Annotated in this window: 16 protein-coding genes, 1 tRNA gene, 3 pseudogenes and 1 riboswitch; of the genes and pseudogenes, 16 read left to right on the top strand and 4 right to left on the bottom strand. The window is 60.3% G+C overall.

The annotated features are described in order from the left end of the window. Window positions 1-17: 17 nt before the first annotated feature. The gene (locus ACFO5X_RS03320; protein WP_380715800.1) at window positions 18-1340 is read left to right on the top strand and encodes an aspartate aminotransferase family protein; all 1323 of its coding nucleotides are present in this window, start codon (window positions 18-20) and stop codon (window positions 1338-1340) included. A 13-nt stretch (window positions 1341-1353) separates the two neighbouring features. On the opposite strand, the gene ACFO5X_RS03315 is transcribed toward ACFO5X_RS03320, so the two are convergent. Then, the gene (locus tag ACFO5X_RS03315; RefSeq protein WP_380715799.1) at window positions 1354-1980 is read right to left on the bottom strand and encodes a helix-turn-helix domain-containing protein; all 627 of its coding nucleotides are present in this window, start codon (window positions 1978-1980) and stop codon (window positions 1354-1356) included. Between the two features lie 423 nt (window positions 1981-2403). Between ACFO5X_RS03315 and ACFO5X_RS03310 the strand changes: the two genes are divergently transcribed. The 10 genes from ACFO5X_RS03310 to ACFO5X_RS03265 all read left to right on the top strand — a co-directional run bounded on the left by ACFO5X_RS03310 (window position 2404) and on the right by ACFO5X_RS03265 (window position 11841). Beyond that, window positions 2404-2493 (top strand) — tRNA-Ser (locus ACFO5X_RS03310). 149 nt (window positions 2494-2642) lie between these two features. Further along, window positions 2643-3854 (top strand): tyrosine-type recombinase/integrase, encoded by a 1212-nt coding sequence (locus tag ACFO5X_RS03305; RefSeq protein ID WP_380715798.1) that lies wholly within the window; start codon window positions 2643-2645, stop codon window positions 3852-3854. A gap of 105 nt (window positions 3855-3959) precedes the next feature. Next, complete coding sequence (locus ACFO5X_RS03300) at window positions 3960-4718, top strand: hypothetical protein (RefSeq protein WP_380715797.1); 759 nt, start codon at window positions 3960-3962, stop codon at window positions 4716-4718. 145 nt (window positions 4719-4863) lie between these two features. Then, window positions 4864-5076, top strand: a complete 213-nt coding sequence (locus ACFO5X_RS03295; RefSeq protein ID WP_380715796.1) for a MerR family transcriptional regulator — start codon at window positions 4864-4866, stop codon at window positions 5074-5076. Next, a complete protein-coding gene (locus ACFO5X_RS03290) occupies window positions 5076-5501 on the top strand; it encodes a helix-turn-helix domain-containing protein (RefSeq protein WP_380715795.1) in 426 nt (141 codons plus the stop codon). Before ACFO5X_RS03295 ends, ACFO5X_RS03290 begins: the two co-directional genes overlap by 1 nt. A gap of 81 nt (window positions 5502-5582) precedes the next feature. Next, entirely contained in the window at window positions 5583-6605 is a 1023-nt protein-coding gene (locus tag ACFO5X_RS03285; RefSeq protein WP_380715794.1) for a site-specific integrase, read from the top strand. A 247-nt stretch (window positions 6606-6852) separates the two neighbouring features. Beyond that, window positions 6853-8013: a DNA phosphorothioation system sulfurtransferase DndC gene (dndC, locus tag ACFO5X_RS03280; protein WP_380715792.1), complete on the top strand. Its 1161-nt coding sequence runs from the start codon at window positions 6853-6855 to the stop codon at window positions 8011-8013. 1 nt (window position 8014) lies between these two features. Beyond that, a complete protein-coding gene (locus ACFO5X_RS03275; RefSeq protein ID WP_380715791.1) occupies window positions 8015-8215 on the top strand; it encodes a hypothetical protein in 201 nt (66 codons plus the stop codon). A 6-nt stretch (window positions 8216-8221) separates the two neighbouring features. Beyond that, window positions 8222-10306 (top strand): DNA sulfur modification protein DndD, encoded by a 2085-nt coding sequence (gene dndD / locus ACFO5X_RS03270; protein WP_380715790.1) that lies wholly within the window; start codon window positions 8222-8224, stop codon window positions 10304-10306. Then, window positions 10303-11841, top strand: a complete 1539-nt coding sequence (locus tag ACFO5X_RS03265; protein ID WP_380715789.1) for an ATP-binding protein — start codon at window positions 10303-10305, stop codon at window positions 11839-11841. The genes dndD and ACFO5X_RS03265 overlap by 4 nt, the downstream gene beginning before the upstream one ends. 223 nt (window positions 11842-12064) lie before the next feature. On the opposite strand, the gene ACFO5X_RS03260 is transcribed toward ACFO5X_RS03265, so the two are convergent. Further along, the gene (locus ACFO5X_RS03260; protein WP_380715788.1) at window positions 12065-13120 is read right to left on the bottom strand and encodes a class I SAM-dependent methyltransferase; all 1056 of its coding nucleotides are present in this window, start codon (window positions 13118-13120) and stop codon (window positions 12065-12067) included. Window positions 13121-14149: 1029 nt separating this feature from the next. Here ACFO5X_RS03260 and ACFO5X_RS03255 point away from each other — a divergent pair. The 4 genes from ACFO5X_RS03255 (at window position 14150) to ACFO5X_RS03240 (ending at window position 18475) form a co-directional block, all read left to right on the top strand. Then, complete coding sequence (locus ACFO5X_RS03255) at window positions 14150-14791, top strand: IS6 family transposase (protein ID WP_380715787.1); 642 nt, start codon at window positions 14150-14152, stop codon at window positions 14789-14791. 572 nt (window positions 14792-15363) lie between these two features. Continuing rightward, a riboswitch (cobalamin riboswitch) is annotated at window positions 15364-15572 on the top strand. 52 nt (window positions 15573-15624) lie between these two features. Further along, window positions 15625-16665 carry an ABC transporter substrate-binding protein gene (locus tag ACFO5X_RS03250; RefSeq protein WP_380715786.1) on the top strand — a complete coding sequence of 347 codons (1041 nt, stop codon included), beginning with the start codon at window positions 15625-15627 and terminating at the stop codon, window positions 16663-16665. A gap of 35 nt (window positions 16666-16700) precedes the next feature. Next, window positions 16701-17717, top strand: coding sequence for a FecCD family ABC transporter permease (locus ACFO5X_RS03245; protein ID WP_380716369.1), 1017 nt, complete (start codon window positions 16701-16703; stop codon window positions 17715-17717). Then, entirely contained in the window at window positions 17714-18475 is a 762-nt protein-coding gene (locus ACFO5X_RS03240) for an ABC transporter ATP-binding protein (protein WP_380715785.1), read from the top strand. The genes ACFO5X_RS03245 and ACFO5X_RS03240 overlap by 4 nt, the downstream gene beginning before the upstream one ends. A 37-nt stretch (window positions 18476-18512) precedes the next feature. On the opposite strand, the pseudogene ACFO5X_RS03235 reads toward ACFO5X_RS03240, so the two are convergent. Both ACFO5X_RS03235 and ACFO5X_RS03230 read right to left on the bottom strand, forming a co-directional pair. Beyond that, window positions 18513-19870 (bottom strand): annotated as a pseudogene (locus ACFO5X_RS03235) (ISKra4 family transposase). Window positions 19871-19912: 42 nt separating this feature from the next. Next, window positions 19913-20626, bottom strand: a pseudogene (locus tag ACFO5X_RS03230) (SDR family oxidoreductase); the annotation flags it as partial. Window positions 20627-20863: 237 nt separating this feature from the next. Here ACFO5X_RS03230 and ACFO5X_RS03225 point away from each other — a divergent pair. Next, window positions 20864-21197: pseudogene (locus tag ACFO5X_RS03225) on the top strand (DDE-type integrase/transposase/recombinase); the annotation flags it as partial. Window positions 21198-21228 lie beyond the last annotated feature (31 nt).

The raw sequence follows: 21228 nt of genomic DNA, 5'->3' as shown, positions 1-21228 counted from the left end.
CGAATGAGACATCAGCCATGAAAACCGACGCCTCTGCCCAGTTCTTCGACCGCGCCATGAAAGTTCTGGTCGAAGGATGTTCCTCCGCCTCGCGGGGACCGCTGAATTACAGCCCGCATCCGGCCTACTTCCGTAAAGGCAAGGGCGCGCGCATGTGGGATGTGGACGGGAACGAATTCATCGATTGGCAACTGTCTTTCGGCTGCCTGCCGCTCGGCCACGCCCACCCGCGTATTGTCGAGGTGATCCGCAGCGAGGTGGAAAACGGCACCCACTTCGCCACCGCGCTCGAGATCGAGGTGGAGGTGGCTGAAATGATGGTCGGCATGCTGGATCACGTGGACAAGGTTCGCTTTGCGAATACCGGGACCGAGGCCTGCATGACTGCCGTGCGCATGGCGCGCGGACTGACGGGCAAGCGCAAGGTGCTGAAATTCGAAGGCCACTATCACGGCTGGTACGATGGGCTTCTGGTCAGCTCGAACCCGCAGCCGGTGACCACGCTGGGGCATCCGAACGATCCCGTCCGCATTCCCGACAGTTCGGGACTGACCCCGGGGTCCTGGGAAGACACATTGGTGGCCGTCTGGAACGACATCGACGCTCTGGAACGGGTGCTGAAGCGCAGCGCTCATGAGATCGCCTGTGTCATGATGGAAGGGGTGATGTCCAACATGGGCGTCATCCCTCCGAAGCCCGGCTACCTTAAACAGGTGCAGGACCTGTGCCGCCAGTATGACGTGCTGTTTTATCTGGATGAAACCGTGACCGGCTTCCGCCTGGCGCCCGGTGGCGCGGCGGAACTCTATGCGCTTCGGCCCGATATCGTGACCTACGGCAAGGCATTGGGTCAGGGATTTCCAGTCGCCGCGATCGCAGGGCCATCACATGTCATGGACAGCATCGAGTATGGCAAGGTGCTGCATTACGGAAGTCAGAATGCGCCGCGACTGGGACTTTATGCGGTGAAGGTCATGCTTGAAGAAATGACGCGGGATAACAATGCCGGTTTCCGCAAGCTGACCGCTATCGGCAATCAGATGACCGAGCGGCTGAACGCAGCCGCGCGCGATGCCGGGCAAAACATGGTGGTGCAGAATGCCGGGTCGATGTTCCATCCGGTCTTTACTGATCTGGAACGGATTGACGGTTACCGCGCCTTCTGTGCCACGGCCGATCTGGCAAAATACTCGACCTTCGCGGCCGGGATGCGCGAACACGGAATCTTCTTCACGGGCAACAAGATCCTGCACAACCTCAGTTGCACGGCTCACACACAGGCGGACGTGGATCGGACAATCGAGGTTGCGACCCAGGTGCTGCACGAGATGCCGAATTAATACAAAACTGCGCTTACTCCAGCCAGACCCAGAGCAGCTTTGACAGTTCCGAAGTTCGGTTCACCACCAGGTGCGGCTTGTTGCTGTCGAAATAGACTGCGTCGCCAGGCCCCATCGCAATCCGCTCATTTTCGCCACACGTAAAGTCCACCGCTCCCGCCAGGACATAGAAGAACTCTTCGCCCTTGTGCGCGGCCGGGGCCTTGTTGCTCCTGCCGTCGGAGGTCACGGTCGTGACGAAAGGCACCATGCGCCGGTTCTGCAATTCGGAGAACAGAAACTGGAACCGGTATTGGGCGTCGTCCATCTCGATCCCCTGTCCGGTCCTCGTCAAGGAAAGGCCGATCTGACCTGGGGTGCCACTGGACAGCAGGACGGAGGTGGGAAGGCCGAGGCCCTGCGCGATTTTCTCCATCATTTCAAACGTGGGAGAGATCAGGCCGTTCTCTATCTTGGAGACGTTCGATTTCGACACACCCGAGGCTTTTGCCAAGCCGGAGAGAGACAGATTGGCTTCGGCCCTCAGCGTCTTTAGACGTGCGCCGATATCGAAGCGTGCAGAGGCTGGGTCGACACCCTCCTGCGTCGCGCCCACTGGCCCGCCGCCGAGCAATTCGCGCAGTTTTGATAGATCTGGCATGACGCTTCGTGCCGCCGAGCGTTTGGAACATATACCGTCAGCCTATCCGACAGCTTGTCCGGTTGGTAGCCGTAACGCCGAAGTCGGCTTGTTTCCATTTAAGAAAAAGAACTTCTCGGTTCTTCAGTTACTCCTCTCCAACTTTCTCTGGGAGGATGCAATTCCGTGCTACAGAACGACAAAGGGAAGCGCGGTTGATCCTCTCCAAGCGGATGATCCCCGGTTAGACCTTGAAAGGGCAACGGGCTGCAAGGCTTTATGCTGAGCAGCAGGTTTCGCCCCGCCCGAGCGTCGCTTATCCATTTGCTCAGAGACCACCCTCCAGCCTGCGCGGACTTCGGGGACAGACGACCTTCACAGATTTGCATCCAAAAAGCGTATCCCTCTTGCGCCCGCCCCCCGCTTTCCGATATCCCCGCCGGCGGAGAGGTGGCCGAGTGGTCGAAGGCGCACGCCTGGAAAGTGTGTAGGCGGGGAACCGTCTCGAGGGTTCGAATCCCTTCCTCTCCGCCAGACCCCGATTTTACCAGACTTCACGCAACCCCACAAAGCGGCGAACTTGCCTTGTTTTACTGGCGTTTTGGCCTCAAGCCGTTTGCACTGGCGTTCTTTCGATGGTGCCCATATTCTTACGTTGAGTGGTATGGAATGTGGTATCTAACATGGCAACGCTTACGGGAAAGCTGACGAAGAAGCTGGTCGAGAACGCCGGACCCGGACGCCACGGCGACGGGAACGGCCTGTATCTGGTGGTTGATCCCTCCGGCGCGCGGCGCTGGATTGTGCGCGTTGTGGTCAAGGGCCAGAAGAACCGTATGGGCGCACCCCTGCGCACCGACTTTGGCCTGGGCGGCGCGGATATCGTCACTCTGCATCAGGCGCGCGAACGGGCCTTGGAGTATCGCCGGATGGCCAAGCAGGGCCTGAACCCCCGATTCAACGCCCGGCAGGAAATACCGACCTTCGCCGAGATCGCAGAACAGGTGCACATCGACCGCCTGCCGACATGGAAGAACGCCAAGCACGGCGCGCAATGGATCAACACCCTGCGCGACTATGCCTTCCCCAAGATCGGCCGGATGCCGGTGGACAGCATTGGACAGCCCGAAGTGCTGATGTGCCTGTCGCCGATCTGGACCGAGAAGCATGAAACGGCAACGCGGCTGGCCCAGAGGATCAAGACGGTTCTGGACGTAGCCAAGTCCAAGGGCTTCCGCTCTGGCGAGAACCCGGTGACCGAGATCAAGGACGGCAAGGTGCTGCCCAAGGTGACAAAAAAACCCAAGCACCATGCGGCGATGCGCTGGCAGGACGTGCCCGCCTTCTTTGCCGATCTAGCGACCCGTGACGCGATGGCGGCAAAGGCGCTGATGCTTACCTGCCTGACAGGCTCGCGCACAAACGAGGTTCTGGGAATGCGCTGGGCAGAGATCGACGCCGACGCGCGCGTCTGGACTTGCCCAGCAGAACGGATGAAGACTGGCGAGGATCACAAGGTGCCCCTGACAGACGCCATGCGGGCGATCATCGAACCGCTGCGCGCAATGCAGTCCGACTACGTCTTCGAAGGTCAGAAGCGCCACAAACCGTTGTCCAACATGGCCATGCTCATGCTCTTGCGGAGGATGAGCGTCGAAGGCGTGACGGTTCACGGGTTCCGCAGCACCTTCCGGGATTGGGCCTCCGAAGTCGCCAACGCGCCGCGCGAGGTCGCCGAAATGAGCCTGTCGCACCGAATCGGTTCGGACGTGGAACGAGCGTATGCGCGCTCGGACTTGCTGGAAAAGCGGCGCGGCCTGATGGAGCGGTGGTCGAATTTTGTCACCGGCAATTCGGGCAAAGTGATTATTCTGGCCGAAAACAAAGGAAATTAATGCAGAAAGGTCGGTTGCGGCTGACCTTTTGAGCGGCAGTCCTACCCCATCATCGCCCTTGCCCCGCGAAAAGGTGCGTGCCACCCTGCCTTTATGCATCCTTTCTTGGTCAATCGCGAAGAAGTGGAAGAGCAGCTTCACCAGATTGTAGAGGTCATGCTGGGTGAAGCAGGCGTCCGAGATTATCAGCGCCCGATGCAGACCTTGTTGGGCCAGTCCGGCCCATTCGAGTATCAGCCCCCCAATGAGCATGACAGCAAGGCGTCTTTTCAGGCAGAACTGAAACTGGTCAAGGACCTCCTAAGGCATCTGCTTGCGCTTCAGGGACTTCTTGGCGTCGCCGCAAGCCAAGCGGATAGCAGCGTTGAAGCCGTCAGAATGCGTGTAAACATTGACTACAAGTTGTTTCGAAACGCACCGCGCGCATTCATTCGAAATCCAGTAGATTTGGTAAGGAAAAACATCGCCGATTCAGGTGGTTTCAACATCCTCGGTCCGGTTCTCGCGGACTATCAGGCCGCACTCGCAGATCGTCTGACAGAGTTAAAAAATCAGCAGGAAAAGTTCTGGAACCTAAAAGGCCGCGCCCCCGATCACTATGCGCGGGTGATAGCTTTGCATCTGGCGCGGCTCTATTCCTCCCATACTGGCCGTTTCCCGACCCTGGGGACGTCCGGTATAACGGGCGATCCGTCCACCGCTTACAGTCGCGCACTCAAAGCGGTTTTTTCCACGCTTCAGATTGAAACGCGGGTCCGAGGCCCGGCGTCTTGGGCGTTGAACCAATTGACCGAGGCCGATCTTGTCCGCCCGAAAAGTCAGTATCCCGGCACCCTCCCCCGTGGGATATCGCTCGGGCACTAAAGCCTGTTTTGACATAGGAGCTCGCGCCAAAAGCCCCGGGCAATAAGACCTTTTCGCACGCACCAATCTCCATTTTTACCGATCAGTCCCAATGTGATCGAAGTCCGTCACCTGCAACCGCACTGCAAAAGACGGAAATCGACACATGACAAACCTCTTCGACCAAAACCGCAACTACGTCCTCGGCGACCCAGAACTTGAGATCATCGGCGACCGCGACAAGCTGGCCCAATGGCGGCACAAGCGGACCGGCCCGGCCTTCTACAAACTCGGCCGCAAGATCGTCTATCGCGGCGCGGACCTGAACGCCTGGGCGGAGGCGAACCGGGTTGATCCCCGCAAAGGGGCGAACGGCTGATGGCCCGGCGTGTCAATGCCCGCCGGGTCAAGGTGCACCGCACCTACACCCTGGCCGAACTGGCGGACATTCTGGGCGTGACCATCGGTACAGTGCGCCGCTGGTGCAAGGATGGCCTGCCCTGTTTCAAAGACGCGCGGCCGTTCATCGTCCGGGGCTGCGACTTCAAGCAATTCCACGCTGACCGCCTTGCCCGCAAAACGACCAAGCTCAAGCCGCTGGAAGTCTTTTGCCTCGGCTGCAAAGCCCCGCGCCAGCCGCAGGCGGGCCTTGTGGATTTCGAGCATATGGACACCTCTCGGGTGCGCATCATGGCGATCTGCCCGACCTGCGAGGGCATGGCCCGTCGCATCATCGGCCGGCAGGATTTGCGGAAATGGGGGGTGAAATTCGGTTTCGCCACCAACATGCAGGAACACGCCTAAGCGAACCCCGCAACGTCAACTTAAACGATCACATCAGAGGGGGCCGGGATAATGGCCAAAACTACAGTCTCAAACACACGCATGAAGCACCGCTATCTGAAGTATCTGGTTCAGGCCCGAGGGCGGGACGAGAAGACGCTCGACAAGGTCGCAGCGGCCCTCTCCGACTTCGAACTGGCGCTGGGCGGAAAGGACTTCAAGCAGTTCAATCGCGGCTGGGGCGAACGGTTCAAGGCGCATCTGTCCAAGGCGCGCAGCCAGAAGACCCGGAAACCGCTCAGCCCGGCGACCATCGACGCCACCTTGGCGCAGGTCAAAGGCTTCATCCTCTGGCTGGCGGATCAGCCCGGTTTCAAATCCCGGGTCCGCTATTCCGACGCCGAATACTTCAACAACACCCTGAAAGGCGCGCGCATCGCCCATTCGGCGCGGCCCGTGCCTTATCCTTCTATGGAGCAGGCCTTCCACGCCTTTCAGGCCATGCCGCAGGGCGACAAATACGAGCGGCGCGACAAGGCGCTGTTTGCCTTCTTCATGCTCACCGGCGCGCGCGTTGGTGCCGTCGCAACCCTCATGCTCAAGCATGTCAACCTGTTTGATGGGCACATCTTCCAAGACCCGCGCGAAGTGGCCACCAAAAACGGCAAGCCAATCGACACGTGGTTTCTTCCGGTGGACCCCAGCTATCGGGAGTGTTTCGAGCAATGGGTGACCTACCTGCGCGAGGTCGAATTTTTCGGCGACACCGAAGCGCTGTTCCCCAAGATCGAGATAACCTGCAAGGACGGCAGGTTTGAGCGCACCGGCTTCGCCCGCACCGGCTACGCCAACAGCGGAAAGCTCAACTTTATCATCCGCGAAGCCTTCGCACGGGTTCAGCTGCCCCAGTTCACGCCCCACGCCTTTCGCAAAACCCTCGCCCGCTACGGCGACGCCCTGTGCGGCACGCGGGAACAGTTCAAAGCCTGGTCGATGAACATGGGGCACGAACACATGGCCACGACCATCGACAGCTATATCCCCGTCTCACGCGACCGGCAGGGCGAACTGATGAGAGGTTTAGTTGTCTCTCCTTCCGCGCATCGTGGCACTAATAAGCGCTGAAAAGGTTCTATAAAAAAACATTGGCTCAAGTCTCTCAGGTCCTGTCTCTTCCTAGAGACTTACTCTCTCTTCAGAGATGAGTGTCGAAAAGTGACCCAAGGTAATCAGCTCATATGACCGGCAGCGCATCTTGACTGACTGAAGGACGCTCGAGCGGAGGACGGCTCCATCGGACGATCCGCAATTTACATCTTGCGGGGCGTGCTGCTACACAAGCCGCAAGAACAAATTTTAGGGCGTTGGAGAGATGACACTGAACGGCGCAGTCGCGACATTAATGGAAGCGGACAGCGCGTTAGCCTTCAGAACGATCAGGGCAGAGCTTCTTGACGAGTATCGCCAGGATCACAATTACCCTTGGATTATTGGCTATTCGGGCGGCAAAGACAGCACCCTTGTTGCGCATCTCGTTATTGAAATGCTCATGGGCTTGCCACCAAGCGAAAGAAATCGCCCCGTCCATATTGTTGCCAATGATACACTGGTCGAAAGCCCGCTTGTCGTTCAGCATATAATAGACAGCGTTCAGGAGATCGAAAACGCCGCCATTGCTTTCGGCTTGCCTGTTCTCACCAAAATCACTCGGCCTGCGCCCGATCAGTCATTCTGGGTGAATTTAATCGGTCGCGGTTATCCGTCGCCAAACCGCTCTTTCCGTTGGTGCACGGACCGGATGAAAATTCTGCCGACCAGCCGCTACATCAAGAGCAAGGTGGATGAGGCCGGACAGGTAATCCTGCTCCTTGGCGTGCGCCGCTCGGAAAGCGCGACGCGCGCGGCTTCGGTTGGCCGCTACGACAACGGCGAACGCCTGAACAAGCATAACGACTTGGTCGGCTGCATGGTCTTCCGGCCTATTGTCGAGCTGCACACCGATGATGTCTGGGAGTTTCTGGCTCTCCATGAACCCCCTTGGGGCGGCTCGCACCTCAAGCTGATCGGTCTTTACCGCGAGGCCAGCGGCGGCGAGTGCCCCGTGGTCACGTCCAAAGAGGATGCCCCGTCCTGCGGCACCACTTCCTCGCGCTTTGGTTGCTGGACTTGCACGGTGGTCGAGAAGGATCGCAGCTTGGAGGGCTTTGTCGAGTATGGCTACACTGAGTTCGGACCCTTGCTCGACTTCCGTGACTGGCTTGTCACCATCCGCAATGACCCCGAGCGCCGTCAGGCGCGGCGGCGTGACGGGCGGATCACAATCACGGACGGCGGCACCTTCATCCCCGGACCGTTCACCTTCCAGACGCGGGCTGAAATCCTCGCCAAACTGCGGACACTGGAGGAAGAAACCGGACAAACCTTGATTTCAGAAGAAGAAATCGGCCTCATTCACGATATCTGGGCGGCGGAGCATGCATCTTACGCGACTGCCAGGCCCTTGAGCGTCCGTGAGGTGAGGAAGGAGAAATAAGATGCCTCGTAATGTTGTAGTCCTGCTCGACAACGCCGATGGACGGGCGATGATCAAGGATGCCTGCAAGGCAAACGGCCTTCTCTTCTCGGAATTTGTAGAGCTGGTGCAAGAGGAGGTCGAGCAAACGGGCAAGCAGCGCCGCGCAGGCCTTTGGGACTCGTTTGACGATATCCTAGACCGCATTCAGGTGGACGAATAACCGCGCATGTATATTTCTCAGATCACGCTCCGCGACTGGAAGGCCTACACGACATCGAGCTTCGATTTTCCCAGGCCATCGAACGGCAAGAATATCATCCTGATCGGCGCGCCGAATGGCTATGGCAAGACGAGCCTCTTTGAAGCCATTGTGCTCGGGATGTTCGGGCGCGACGGCCTACCGCTGATCGCGCGCTCGCCGTTTTCGGGCGGCGACAAAGAGCGCTTGGCCACATCCTACAAAAACTTCCTCGAAAAAGCCCTCCACCGTGGCGCAACGGCTGCGGGGCGCAATTCCTGCTCGGTGAAGCTCGTCTTTGTCGATGATGACGACGAACCGCTGGAAATCCAGCGCATCTGGCACTTCAACGATTCCGGAGTCTATCGCCCGCAAGATGAAGAGGTCCACATCTTCCAAGGCTCGACACGCAAGGCGGTCGGCCCCGGTGCCTTGCAGGGCACGGAGCGCACAGACTGGTTCCGTGACTACATCGCTGAAAACCTGCTGCCCTTCACGCTTGCCCATTTCTTCATGTTCGACGGCGAACAGGTGAGCGTCTTGGCCGAGCGCGAGATGTCGGCGCAGGTGCGCGCTGGCATCGAGGGCCTGCTCGGCATTCCGGTGCTGAAAACGCTGGCGCGGGACTTGCGCTCTTATGCCGAAGTGCGCCGTAAGGACTCGCCGAATGTCTCGGACAAGACGATTGAAAAGCTTGAGCTGGAGCGCCACCAGCTCACCTTCGAGCATGAGAAGAAATCCGAGCGCTACACCGAGGTCGAGCCATCGCTGGCCGAGCTTAAGGAAGAGCGCGAGCACCTGACGCGCGAGCTGGCCAGTTTCGGGGCGGGCTCGCAAGCCCTGCTGCAAGAGCAATTTGAGCAGATCAAGAATTATGAGCGCGCCATCGAGCAAGGCCGCGCGCAGCTCGAAGAGCTGATGATGAAGGATATCGCTCTGGCGCTCTCCGGCCTAGGGCTTCGCGAGGCCCTGAAAGCCCGTCTTGCCGGTGAGGGTGTACGCGAGCGCTGGGAGAGCGGGCGCAATCAGGGTGACAGCAATCTGGAGCGCTTCATCAGCGCTGTCGATAGCGGCATGGAAAGCATCGATCCGGCGCTGAGCAGCGCTCAGCGCGGCGCGGTACTGGATAGCGCCCGCAGTGCTTGGGAGAAGCTCTGGTTCCCGCCGCCGGATAACTGCGCGGACGACTATTTGCACCCTTATCTGAACGAAGTCGAGCGGGCGAAGGTGATCGACCGTCTCGATGAGCTGGACGAGCTGGGTGCGCCTGCGATTGTCGAGCTTCTGAATATGATCGCTTCGAACGAAGAGGCGCTCCGGCGCTTGCAGGAGGAAGTGACGCGGACGGAAGCCGTTGCCCCGCATGTGGATTCCAAGCGCGAGCGGCTATCGCAACTGAACGGGGAGATTCAAGGCCTCGATCAGGAAATCGGCGCGCTGAAGCGCGAGATGTCGGCGCTGGAAGCGCAGATCAACCAAAAGAACACCGAGCTGACAAAGCTGGCCGGACAATGGGACCAGGCCAAGCCTTCGGTGCGCCGCGCGATGCGGGCTCTGAAAGTGGCCTCCATGGTCGATGAGATTGTGGCCAGGGCCGTGCCTAGCCAGATCGAAGCGATAGCCTCGGCCATGACTAAGGCGCATCGCTCGATGGCACACAAGAAAGACCTCGTTGAGCGCATCGCCATTGACGAGAATTGCGATGTGAAGCTGCTGAACACGGACGGGATGGACTTGCGGGGCTACGACCTCTCGGCGGGCGAGAAGCAGATATTCACCCAAGCCCTGATTTCTGCGGTCTCATCGGTGTCAGGGCGCGGCTTCCCCATGGTGGTCGATACACCGCTCGGGCGGCTTGATATCGAGCACCGCAAGGGCGTGCTGAACCATCTTGTCCAGCGTGAGCATCAGGTGATCCTGCTCTCGACCAATACAGAAGTGGTGGGCGAATATTTGCGGGAAATCGCGCCGCATGTTCAAAAGAAATATCTGGTCCATTTCGAGCGGGTCGGCGATATAGGACAGTCCACTGCGCGCCCCGGCTACTTTGAAGAGACGGAGGCGCGGGTATGAGCCTGTCTCTGGTTGAAGTTGCGGGCGCGAATTTCCGCACCGATGAGCAAAGCGATACACTGAACACCGCCTTTATGGGGCGGCTCGGTATGAGGAAGCGCTATCTGCCAGCGCGTCTTGCGATCTCGCGCTCACTGGCGATTGCCGCTCAGCCGCCGCTCCTGAGCGATGAGCTTGACCCCGGCAAGGTCATCAAGGGCGATACACTCTTCGGCACGGGTACTGCGCTGTCGGTCTGGGTGGCGCTGATCGCGCAACGGGCTGGCCAGCCTGATCTGGACGTGCGGGGGCTGATCGCGCTGGTCGGCGCGCATTGGAAGCGCGGCCTTGGGCATCTCGATAAGGATTGGGAGCAATCCGGCCAAGACGTGACCAAGTTCATCAAGCGCCTCGTGGAAGTGGCCGAGCTGCCTATGGCAGCCGGATCACTCCCCGGCGTCGGCGGCACGGTCTCGGGCGCGACCTTCTCCAGCGGCCAGATCGAAGTGCCGATTGGCGAGATTGGCGAAGACGCCACCACGAAGGAGAAGGTGCTCTGGAACGTCAATGGCAAAGGCGGCTCTCCCCATAGCGCGATTATGGGTGGCAGCGGCTCGGGCAAGACCGTCATGGCGGCGGCTATGCTGCGGGCCGTGCGCGAGCAGGCATCCGTGCCGATGCTGGCGTTCGACTTCAAGGGCGATCTCTCAGACTTCTCAGGCACGCGGGGACAAACGCCGCTCGGCGAAGCCTTCGAAGCGCAAGTCATCGAGCCGCCGCGCATGCCGATCCCGCTCGATGTGCTACGGCTCACGGCCCGCGACCAGTACGGCATCGATGAAGCGGCGCTGCGTTTCCGCGAGTCTTTCTCGCGTCTGAAAGGCAGCCGTCTAGGCGACCGTCAACGATCTGCCGTCCATGAAGCGGCCAGCCGGGCGCTGATGAGCGAAGAGCCCTGCGAGCTGCACCACATCAAGGACCGCCTGCTGGAGGTTTATCAGGAACACGAGATGAAGGAGGACGGCGCAACGGCCAGCATGGAAGAGCTATGCCGCTTCCCGCTTTTCAAGCCAATGCTCTCCCCTGCCGAGTTCTTCCAGAAGAGCTGGATCATCAAGTTGCCGCCTAACGTGCCGGAAGACAGCCGGACGATTGTGGTCAATCTGCTGCTGGACGCACTGGATCAGTATCTGAACAGCCTCGTCGATGCCGCAAGCAGTTCGGACGGGGCGCGCGGCCTGCGCATCATCTGCATGATCGATGAAGCCCACCAGATTCTGAGCACCAAGCTGCCCTCCCTCTCGCGGCTCATTCGGATGAGCCGCTCGAAAGGCGGCGCGATCATGCTGGTCTCGCAATCGCCGGACGATTTCTCAGGCGAGGATGATGACTTCCTCGATCAGATGGGGCTTGTGGCCGCGTTCTCGACCAATGCCAAGCCCGGCAGCGCAGCGCGCGTGCTCGGCAAGGGTGTGAACCTGACCACATTGCAGACAGGCCAAGCCTATATCCGGCGACGCGGCGATCTGGCTGCGCGCAAGATCAAGGCCTGGTAGCCCAGATTAACTCTTGGATAAGGTAGCTATCAGCCAAACTGCCCGGAGAAAGCTCCAAATAACCTTCTTGGTTGGCTCGAACAGGCGTTCTTTTGGCCGCTCACCAGCGTTGTCCGGGGATTAACGTGGGTTGGCTTGAGTGCTTTGTCGGACAATCACGCATAAAGCATTGCGTCGAGGATACCGCGAAACGGATGTGAGCAAAATGCCTGCCGAGCAAGTGTCAGTTCTCCGAAGCCGAAATGCTCATGGCTACCCAGCGGATGTTGTTACGGCCTAACAAATCTGACTGCTCGTCCAGCTTCTCGGCCTTTAGCGAGGCTGCTGCGAGTTGGTCTTGTAGCGCCTCCACCGAGACACGGTATATGCCGCGCGTAGGCTCGGACGGGCCAATCCGCAAAGTGAGGTAAATCTGTCCGCCTGGTTTCAGGAGGCTGGCCAGCGTTTTGAGGGCGGGTTGTCGCTCATCTGGTTTGACGTGCATCCAGACAGCGCTAAGCATGATGAGGTCGAAAGTCTCGCCTGATGCGCGAGTTTCGGCTAGCATTGGAAGACTGTCCTGACGCCACTCAATTTTGGGCGAAGGATGGAGCCGCCTGCCGATTGTTTGCATGGCTTCCGAAGGCTCGACGGCCACGATCCGGTGGCCTTTCGCTGCAAACCAAGATGCATCGCGCCCAGTGCCCGCGCCGACATCAAGCACGGCAAGCGGACGGTTCTCGAATTGCCTATTGATGATGGTGAGCAACGCCGGGTGTGCGGTTTCCAGCGAAAGTGTCTCGTAGCCATCCGCGAGGCTGGCCGCATGTTGCTCATAGTAGGTCAAGGCTGGGTCTCGCGGCATGGTGCCAAACACCTCTCCTCGGCTGGTCCAGGCAGTTACGATCAATAGAAACAGACTTAGGCACGCTGCGAGGCATAGCATGAATTGGAACAGGGAACGAACAAGGAACGGCTTGCTATACCACTGCTTGCCCTTGGCGGAGACGTAGCCGGCTGGATAGGTTTTCTCCAGCCAGTCCAGATGCTGCTGCATAACGAATCGCATTCGCAAAATAATAATGAAGAGCGCGCCGTTTCCTGTCGCAGCCAGAAATAGCAGTGCCAACTGGAAGATCAGAAAATCCTCCACTCGCGAAACGCCGAACCACAGTCCACCTGTGAGCGTCATCGAGATTAGCGGAATTTGCCACATCTGCTGGTTGAGGGAGCGAAACGAGGCGTGATTCTGGTCGAAGGCCGCCTTGCGCATCTCGTGCTCAAATTCTTTCGGTGCCAAAGGTGCCTTTCCATGCTGGCTATTCTCGGCCCGAACACTAGCAGAACGCGGTGCAAGAAGCCAACTTGAAGCACTTGTGTTGACGGGGCGGGAGCAGCTCAAGCTAACATACGTCGCTGAGCGTGAAGGTGAACAAAACGAACGGCGACTACCTACAAATCCGAGATACCGAGTACGCGCGCGACGGTGGCATGCGCTCTGATGCCGATGCGGGATGGTTTATTGGAAATGCCAGAGCAATTGATTGGGGAAGGTAGCTCGAAGGAATGCAAAAGTTCACCACCAAAATCCACGTGGGGTATTTTTTGTGGTATGAGTTTCAAAATATTGAAATTTGTGTATTTTTTACAATGCATTAAGAGCCTATCAAGGCGGACTTCCTCTCCGCCACGCACCTTCGGGTCTTCCTTACATTCTGATGTTGCTCCGATTTCTGCCGGCAATTCCAGCGGTTTGCGACGCAGGTCAGTCAGCAGAGACGCCTTTCAGAGCAGATGAACGGCGCATTTCCGGGGCCAGTCTCTGCGGTCCAAATTCGGAGAGCGGGTTTTCTGTGCCGATCAGATTATCAGGGAATTTACAGGGAAAAACGAATCCTGAGCAGGGTTCTTGCCGGAGGCACAACCGTGCGAACGGCAGCGTCGGAGGTGAGAGCAAGACCCTGCAAAAGTGTTAAGGGCCGTTCCTTGGGGGAGAACCGGCCCGATGGTTTTGTCAGTTGAGATGGCGCTCAGTCTGCCAGCACCCGCAGAGCTTCTCCTGCTCTTCCCAGTCAAGCGGGAGGGAGCGGGAGAGCAGGCGCTTCAGGGTCAGGTCCGGCGGCAGGGTGCCGGCAAGGATGGCACCCTGCAGGCGCGGGGAGAGGAAGGCGAGCTGGGAGCGGGTGCGGATGTAGGATTCGGGGCGCTGTCAAGGGAACCTGACTTGAGGCGGAGGGATGGGCTGGGTAGCCTTTGGCCATGACCCAGCGCTCACCGTTCCGCTCCTTCAGCGTCGCCGCCGTCGCCGGAGATCATCCGGCTGGCGGTCATGATGTACATCCACTTTCCGCTATCGCTACGGAACGTCGAGGATCTGTTGCACGAGCGCGGCGTCGAGGTCAGCCACGAGACGGTGCGGTTTTGGTGGCACCGCTTCGGCCCGCTGTTTGCTTCGGAGATCCGGAAACGGCGCTTTGAGGGGATGCGGTCGAGCCGCTGGCGCTGGCACTTGGACGAAGTCTTCGTGAAAATCAACGGCGAACGGCACTACCTTTGGCGGGCGGTCGATCACGAGGGCGAGGTGCTCGAGAGCTTCGTGACGAAGACCCGGGACAAGAAAGCAGCGCTGAAATTCTTGAAGAAATCGCTGAAGCGGCATGGCCGCGCCGAAGAAATCGTGACCGACCGACTGCGGTCCTATGGTGCCGCCCTCGACGATCTCGGTATCCGGGACCGACAGGAGACAGGACGCTGGGCCAACAATCGTGCGGAGAACTCGCATCAACCGTTCCGAAGGCGCGAACGGGCGATGCGCCGCTTCCGCCGCATGCGAACGTTACAGTTGTTCGCCGCCGTCCACGCGTCGGTTCACAATCTCTTCAACCAGGAACGCAACCTCTCTTCCCGCACCATCTTCAAGCAGAACCGTGCCGCCGCTCTCGACGAGTGGCGCGGTCTCTGCGCGGAATAGGGACGCCTTCCTCCTGCGATGCGGAGACTGGTTCGCATTTGTCTGCCAGCACCCGCATGCATATTGTGGTCAAAGAAATGGTTGACTATCATCGGAGCCGCCTTCGTGTTGGCACCAAATTCAACTGCCACGAAGGGAGCAGAATTGTCGCAAGGGGCACGGTAACTAAGCTACGCGCTGTTTCACCCTAGCGGCAGCAAAGTCCGCCAAGCAGACCTTCTGCCGCCGAACCATGCCGCACAGTTTCATGTACGACGGCTTTGGGGAAGCTGTGTCGCAGCAACAACGACCTAGCGAAGATCGGCTTAGGGACGAGAACGTCTGAGCAGCCTTACTGGGTCGAGGTTCTGCCTGCGGCCCTCCAGTGTCCGTTGCGATACGTCATCGGTCGCAGGTGTCGCGAGAACAGGGCGTTTCATTGACGGGCCTGTTCCGAATGGGGGGAAGGGGTCGGTGCGAATGGCGGTTTCTTGCTCTAATCCCGTCAACTTTCGATCTCGTGCTGTCTCTCGGGTAGCGCGGGTTCAGTGTAAATTCGGCACTCGAGCGTTGACACACAGGTGACACGATCGGTAATTCCACCTCTGAACGGTTTCCATTCGGAATGAATAGGGAATCCGGTGATGCGGCCAAGGCCGCAAAATCCGGAGCTGCCCTCGCAACTGTAAGCGACCGTTTCATCTCGTGCGGCATCTGCCGCGGCCACTGCGCACGAGGCGTGGGAAGGTGGGGTGAAACCATGGTCGTGAGCCAGGAGACCTGCCGTTCCGGAACTGCATGCGCAGTTCTGACCTCAAAGCACAACCGGGCGAGGTGTCCGGGAAGGACGTGGCATGACCAATACACTCACCGTCGCGCGCGGCGCGGCGATCCTGCTTGCATTCATCACATCGGTGCCCCTGGCCCATGCGGAATCGGCCCCGGCGTTTGACGTCGAGATCGAGAATTGCGGCCGCACGGTGCATTTCTCGGAACCCCCGGAAAGGGCAGTTACCGTGGGGCAGGGCTTTACCGAGATCATGCTTCGGCTTGGCCTGAAGGATCGTATCGTCGGGACGTCGCTCTGGTTGGGACCGCTGCCGGAGGATCTCGAAGCGGAGGCGGCGAATCTGTCCCGGCTGTCCGACAATTCACCGGCCTTCGAGGCGGTCCTGAAGGTCCGGCCCCAGCTTGTCCTGACCGAGTGGAGCGACGATATCAACGATGACGGCGGCCGCGTCGGCAGCGTCGCCCAGTTCCGGGATTTCGGGATCGAGGTTTACACCGCCGCGTTGGAATGCGCCAAGGTCACGCCGACATCCGGCGACGGCGACGGCGCACGCGATCGGCCGTGGAGCGTGGACCTGCTGGAGCAGGATATCGCCGATCTCGCGCGGATCTTCGATGTCAGGGAGGCGGGAGAGGCGCTGATCGCCGTCAACCGCGGCCGGATCGAGGCCGCGGCGGCGGATGCGGCGACCCTTCAGGCGAAGGATGTCTCGGTTCTGTACTGGTTCTCGTCCCCCGCCGATGTCGAGGGCGAAGCCTATGTCGCCGGTCAACTGGGAGCGCCCGGTTGGATTTCCAATGTCGTTGGGGTGCGCAACGTCATTGTCAGCAACGACGAATGGCCCCTCGTGGGCTGGGAGACGATTGCCGCGCTCGATCCGACGGTGATCGTCCTGGCGACGATGGACCGGCGCAGGCAACCTGCCGACGACGTGGAGGTGCGGCGCCACTTTCTGATGACCGATCCCGTGGCCAGCCAGCTTACCGCGGTTCGAGAGGGGCATCTGATCGAGATGGATGCGCAATCGATGAACCCGACATTGCGCTCTGTCGACGGGGTCGAGACACTGGCCGAGGGGCTGCGTGCCCGCGGCCTGACAGAGTAACTCCCTTGCGCGGTGTCGTTAAGACCACCCCGGCGTTGCGGCGCCGGGGTCTGGGTCTGTTCCTGAGTGGCGGCGCCGTGGCGCTGCTGCTGTCGGCATGGGCGGCAATGACCATCGGCGATATCGAGACCACGGCAGGCGATGTGGCCAAGGTCCTGGCCAACCGGCTTTTTGGAGCGACATATAATGTCGATCCGGTCAGCGAGGGCGTTGTCTGGCATTATCGGCTTAGCCGCACGGTGGTGGCCGCTTGTGCGGGCGGCGCGCTGGCGCTGTGTGGCGTGGTCCTGCAAGCGCTGTTGCGCAACCCATTGGCCGAACCCTATCTGCTGGGCATCTCCGCAGGTGCCTCGACGGGGGCGGTACTGGTCATCGTGCTGGGCTTCGGGGTTGGCGGGCTGGGGCTGTCGGGCGGTGCCTTCTTCGGCGCGGCTGCTGCTTTTGCCTTCGTCATGATCCTGGCGCGAGGGGCAGGCGGTGGTGTTGACAAGGTCATCCTGTCGGGGATTGCCGGATCGCAGCTGTTCAACGCGGCGACCTCTTTCATCGTCACCACCTCCGCCAGTGCGGAGCAGACCCGCGGCGTCATGTTCTGGCTTCTCGGCAGTCTGGGCGGCGTGCGGTGGCCCGATGCCCTGCTCGCGGTGCCTGTACTGGTGCTGGGGGTGGCAATCTGCCTGTCCAAGGCCCGGGCGCTGGATGCGTTTGCCTTCGGCGAGGATGCGGCAGCTTCGCTTGGCGTCGAGGTCATGAAGCTGCGCATCGGCCTGTTTGCCGTGACGGCCTTGCTGACCGCGGCCGTGGTCAGCGTGGTCGGTGCGGTGGGCTTTGTCGGTCTCGTTGTGCCTCATGCGGTGCGCTTCGTCGTCGGCGCGGACCACGAGAGGTTGATCCCTGCGTCGGTTCTGTCCGGCGCCGTGTTCCTGGTTCTGGCGGACATCCTGTCGCGCGTGATCGTACCCGGACAGGTCCTGCCCATCGGCGTCGTGACCGCGCTGATCGGTGCGCCAGCCTTTGCGACGATCCTCTGGCAGTCGAGGCGGCGGTCATGACACTGGAGGGCAGGGACGTCACGTGGAAGGTGGATGGGTTGATTGTGGTCAACGGCGTCACCCTTTCCGCGCCGAAACACGGCATTCTGGGTCTGGTGGGGCCGAATGGCTGCGGCAAGTCGAGCCTGCTGCGGCTTCTGGCCGGGCTGCGCGAATGCCAAGGCGGGGCGGTGCTGCTGGACGGGGAGGTCATGGCCAGGGCGCCCCGGAAGCAGGTCGCGCGCCGTATCGCCTTTGTCGCCCAGCACGCCGAGACGCAAACCGCGCTCACGTCACGGGATGTGGTCAAGCTTGGCCGGACACCTCACCGTGGTGCCTGGGACGGGTGGAGCGACGCGGATGAGCTGGCCGTGATAGGTGCGCTGCGGCAGGTGAGCATGGAGCACAAGGCCGAGCAGGCATGGTCCACCCTGTCGGGCGGCGAACGCCAGCGCATCCAGATCGCGCGCGCACTGGCGCAAGAGCCGGAAATCATGCTGCTTGACGAGCCGACGAACCATCTCGACATACGCCATCAGCGCGACCTTCTGCGCCTGTTGCGCAAGCTCGAATGCGGAACGATCATCGCGCTGCACGATCTCGACCACGCGGCGGCCTATTGCGACAGGATTGCCGTCATGGAGAAGGGAAAGGTCATTGCGCAGGGACCGCCGGACGAAATCATCACGACGGAAATGATCGCAAGCGTGTTCGGCGTCGATGCCATCGTGCATCTGCGCAAGGACTCCGGCCGTCCACGGGTAGAGTTTTGCCTTTGACGCATGTGCAGGGATGGGAGTGGGCAAAACTTGGGGGTCATGCGGCTGCTCTCTGGTAAACGCCGGATAGTCGACCATCGAGAACGGCGGCGCGGACAACGGCCACGCGGTGGGCTCCCTTGGGCGGCCACCTCATGCGGCGGCGCTTTCCCATGCGCGTGTTGCCGATGTCGTCTACACAGCCCTCGGCCCGAGATGAAGAAATCGGAAGACCCGCGCGGTACCGCCGACCATAGTCGGTCAGGCTGTCCATGTTGTTCGCAAGGTGGGAATACAGATCCCGACACTGGGCTTGTACGCTTTGGGCTGCTTCAGCCGCCTTGCGCTCATCTGTATTCAGCCGCTCACAATCGACCATCAACCATCGCAGACTGGTCGTGGCCGTCATAACTTTCCCATGCCACAGGTACCATCGCAGCGTTTCGGCCGGACGCCTGAACAGTACCGGAATGCCGGAGAAGCCCCCGATCTGCAGCAGGCCCTTTACCGCGTTCTCGACGCGCTGAATACGCATCGAGATATGCCACCAGTCGAGGATGTGGCGGACCTTTCCACCGACGGCGTCGCACACGAGGTTTGGCAGGGCGGGCTCTCCGTCCGAAATCATCGTGACCACCTTTCTATGATCCCAACCGACAGCTCTCAAGTTCTGGCGAAGCTGGCAGGCTGGCGACAGCACCGCCTGCTGAACAAGGCCGAAACGGCGGCACTTGTTGTGGCTTTCGATCTTGCCGACCTCAACATCGAGGTGTCGTTTCTGATATTCCGGTCTGCATCGGATATGTGCGCCGTCCACGAAGACCGTCACCCCGGGCGCATCTTCGGTGGCCTCCGCGAGCACCGGCTCAGTCAGTTCGCTCTCGCAGATGTCCCGGGCGACTTTGCCAAGACGGTTCCGCACCGACGTGTTCATCTGCTTTGCACAAGGCAGAAAGATTTCCAGGATGCGCGCCGCTTCCCGGAAGGTATGTCGTGCCCCGAATTCAGCCTGAAGGCGTTGCAGTTCCGGGGTCGAGCGATCCGGGAAAAGTGAGCGAGAGGCGAAAGCGTCCCGCCCAGGACGCCGTCCGACCGAGTATTGCAGCCGCAGCGGCGAATGCGCGGGGCTTTGACCCGGAACCTGCCGAATAGCGTTTCGAGCACCCTCGACCGATAATCATGGATGGCCCGGACCTGATCGCAGTCAGCGCAGATCCTGCCGGCTTCAGAATTTTCTTCAATCTGGTCGAGCAGGATCGCATTCTGCAATTGTCCCAGGATCGTCTTCGCATCTTCGAGCAACAACCCAAATCCCTCAGGCTGCGTGCGCCGAAACGGGCGGGATAAACGGCCGAGACGATGCGTCCTTGTGGTACCGTTCTCAAACGTGGTGTCAACGATAATCCGCACGTCCATGGCAGTTCCCCTCTCAATGAACCACCAGCATACAAAGACACCCCCACGTTTTGCCCACTCCCTCGTCAGAATCGCGTGCGCGGCATCCGCCATGATCGCGGGCGTTCTGGACCGTGCGATGTATTCCGCACCGACCTCGAACTCAACCGCAGCGGTGGCGATGGTGGTGCGGGGCCAGAGCGTATTCACCGCAATCGGCATGCCGCGAAATTCCTCGGCCAGCCCCAGTGACATCAGCGTCATGGCATACTTCCTCGTCGTGTAGGGGATGTATGGGCCGAGCCACTTGGGGTCGAGATTGAGCGGTGGCGAGAGGCTCAGGATGTGTGTTTGATCCGACGCTTTCAGCCAGGGGAGCGCAGCCTTGGCCGTCGCTAGCAATGCACGCGTATTGATTTGATAGACCAAATCAAAACGGCGCATCTCGATCATTTCGGCAGGCTCGAGGCGGATCGCTCCTGCGTTGTTTACGACTGCATCGATGCCTCCGAATGACTCCGCGGCCCTGCTCACGGCGTCGGCAAGTGCCATGTCATCCCGAACGTCGACCTGCAGGGCTAGCGCCCGCCCGCCTGCGGTCTCGACCTCTTTTGCTACGGTATGAATGGTGCCTGGAAGTTTGGGGTGAGGCTCCGCCGACTTGGCGGCGATCACGACGTTGGCACCTTCTCGCGCGGCGCGCAACGCAATCTCTCGCCCGATGCCGCGGCTGGCGCCAGTGATAAACAGAGAGCGTCCGGCAAGCGATGCGGTCATGCGGGACCGTCCCCGGCGTTGAAGAGCGGCGCTGTCAATGCATCCATGGCTGCCCCCTGTAAGCTAGATTCACCTGAATTTTCTTAGGATGCATGGCGCGCGAGCGTCTTGTGTGGAGAGGCTGTCGTTCTGCTTTCTCGGACCTCCCGGAGTGCGGAGCATGAGAGGTCAGACCTCGTCGAAGTCCGGAGCGCGTTTCGCTGCAAAGGCGCTGATCCCCTCCGCCGCCGCGGGCCTGAGGGCGAAGCCGTGGAAAGCTTCGTCACCAAGACGCGGCACAAGAAGGCCGCCTTGAAATTCCGGCGCCGCGCTGAGGGAGATCGGAGCGGCTGATCGCCAAGCAACTGGCCGCTGGCTGAACAACAGGGCGGAGAACCCACACCAACCATTTCGACGAAGGGAGCGGGCGATGCTCCGTTTCCGGCGGATGCGAAGTTTGCAGAAATTCGCATCCATCCATGCTTCGGTCCACAACCTTTTCAACCAGGAACGCAGCCTCACCTCACGAGCCCATTTCAAGGCAAACCGCGCCGCCGCTCTCGCCGAGTGGCGCGGTCTCTGCGCTGAATAGAGAAACCTTCCTCTTGTGATGCGGAGACTGG

The sequence above is a fragment of the Seohaeicola nanhaiensis genome, assembly GCF_042654245.1.
GTDB classification, from domain to species: Bacteria; Pseudomonadota; Alphaproteobacteria; order Rhodobacterales; family Rhodobacteraceae; genus Seohaeicola_A; species Seohaeicola_A nanhaiensis.
This window is presented reverse-complemented; position numbering and strand designations above follow the sequence as displayed.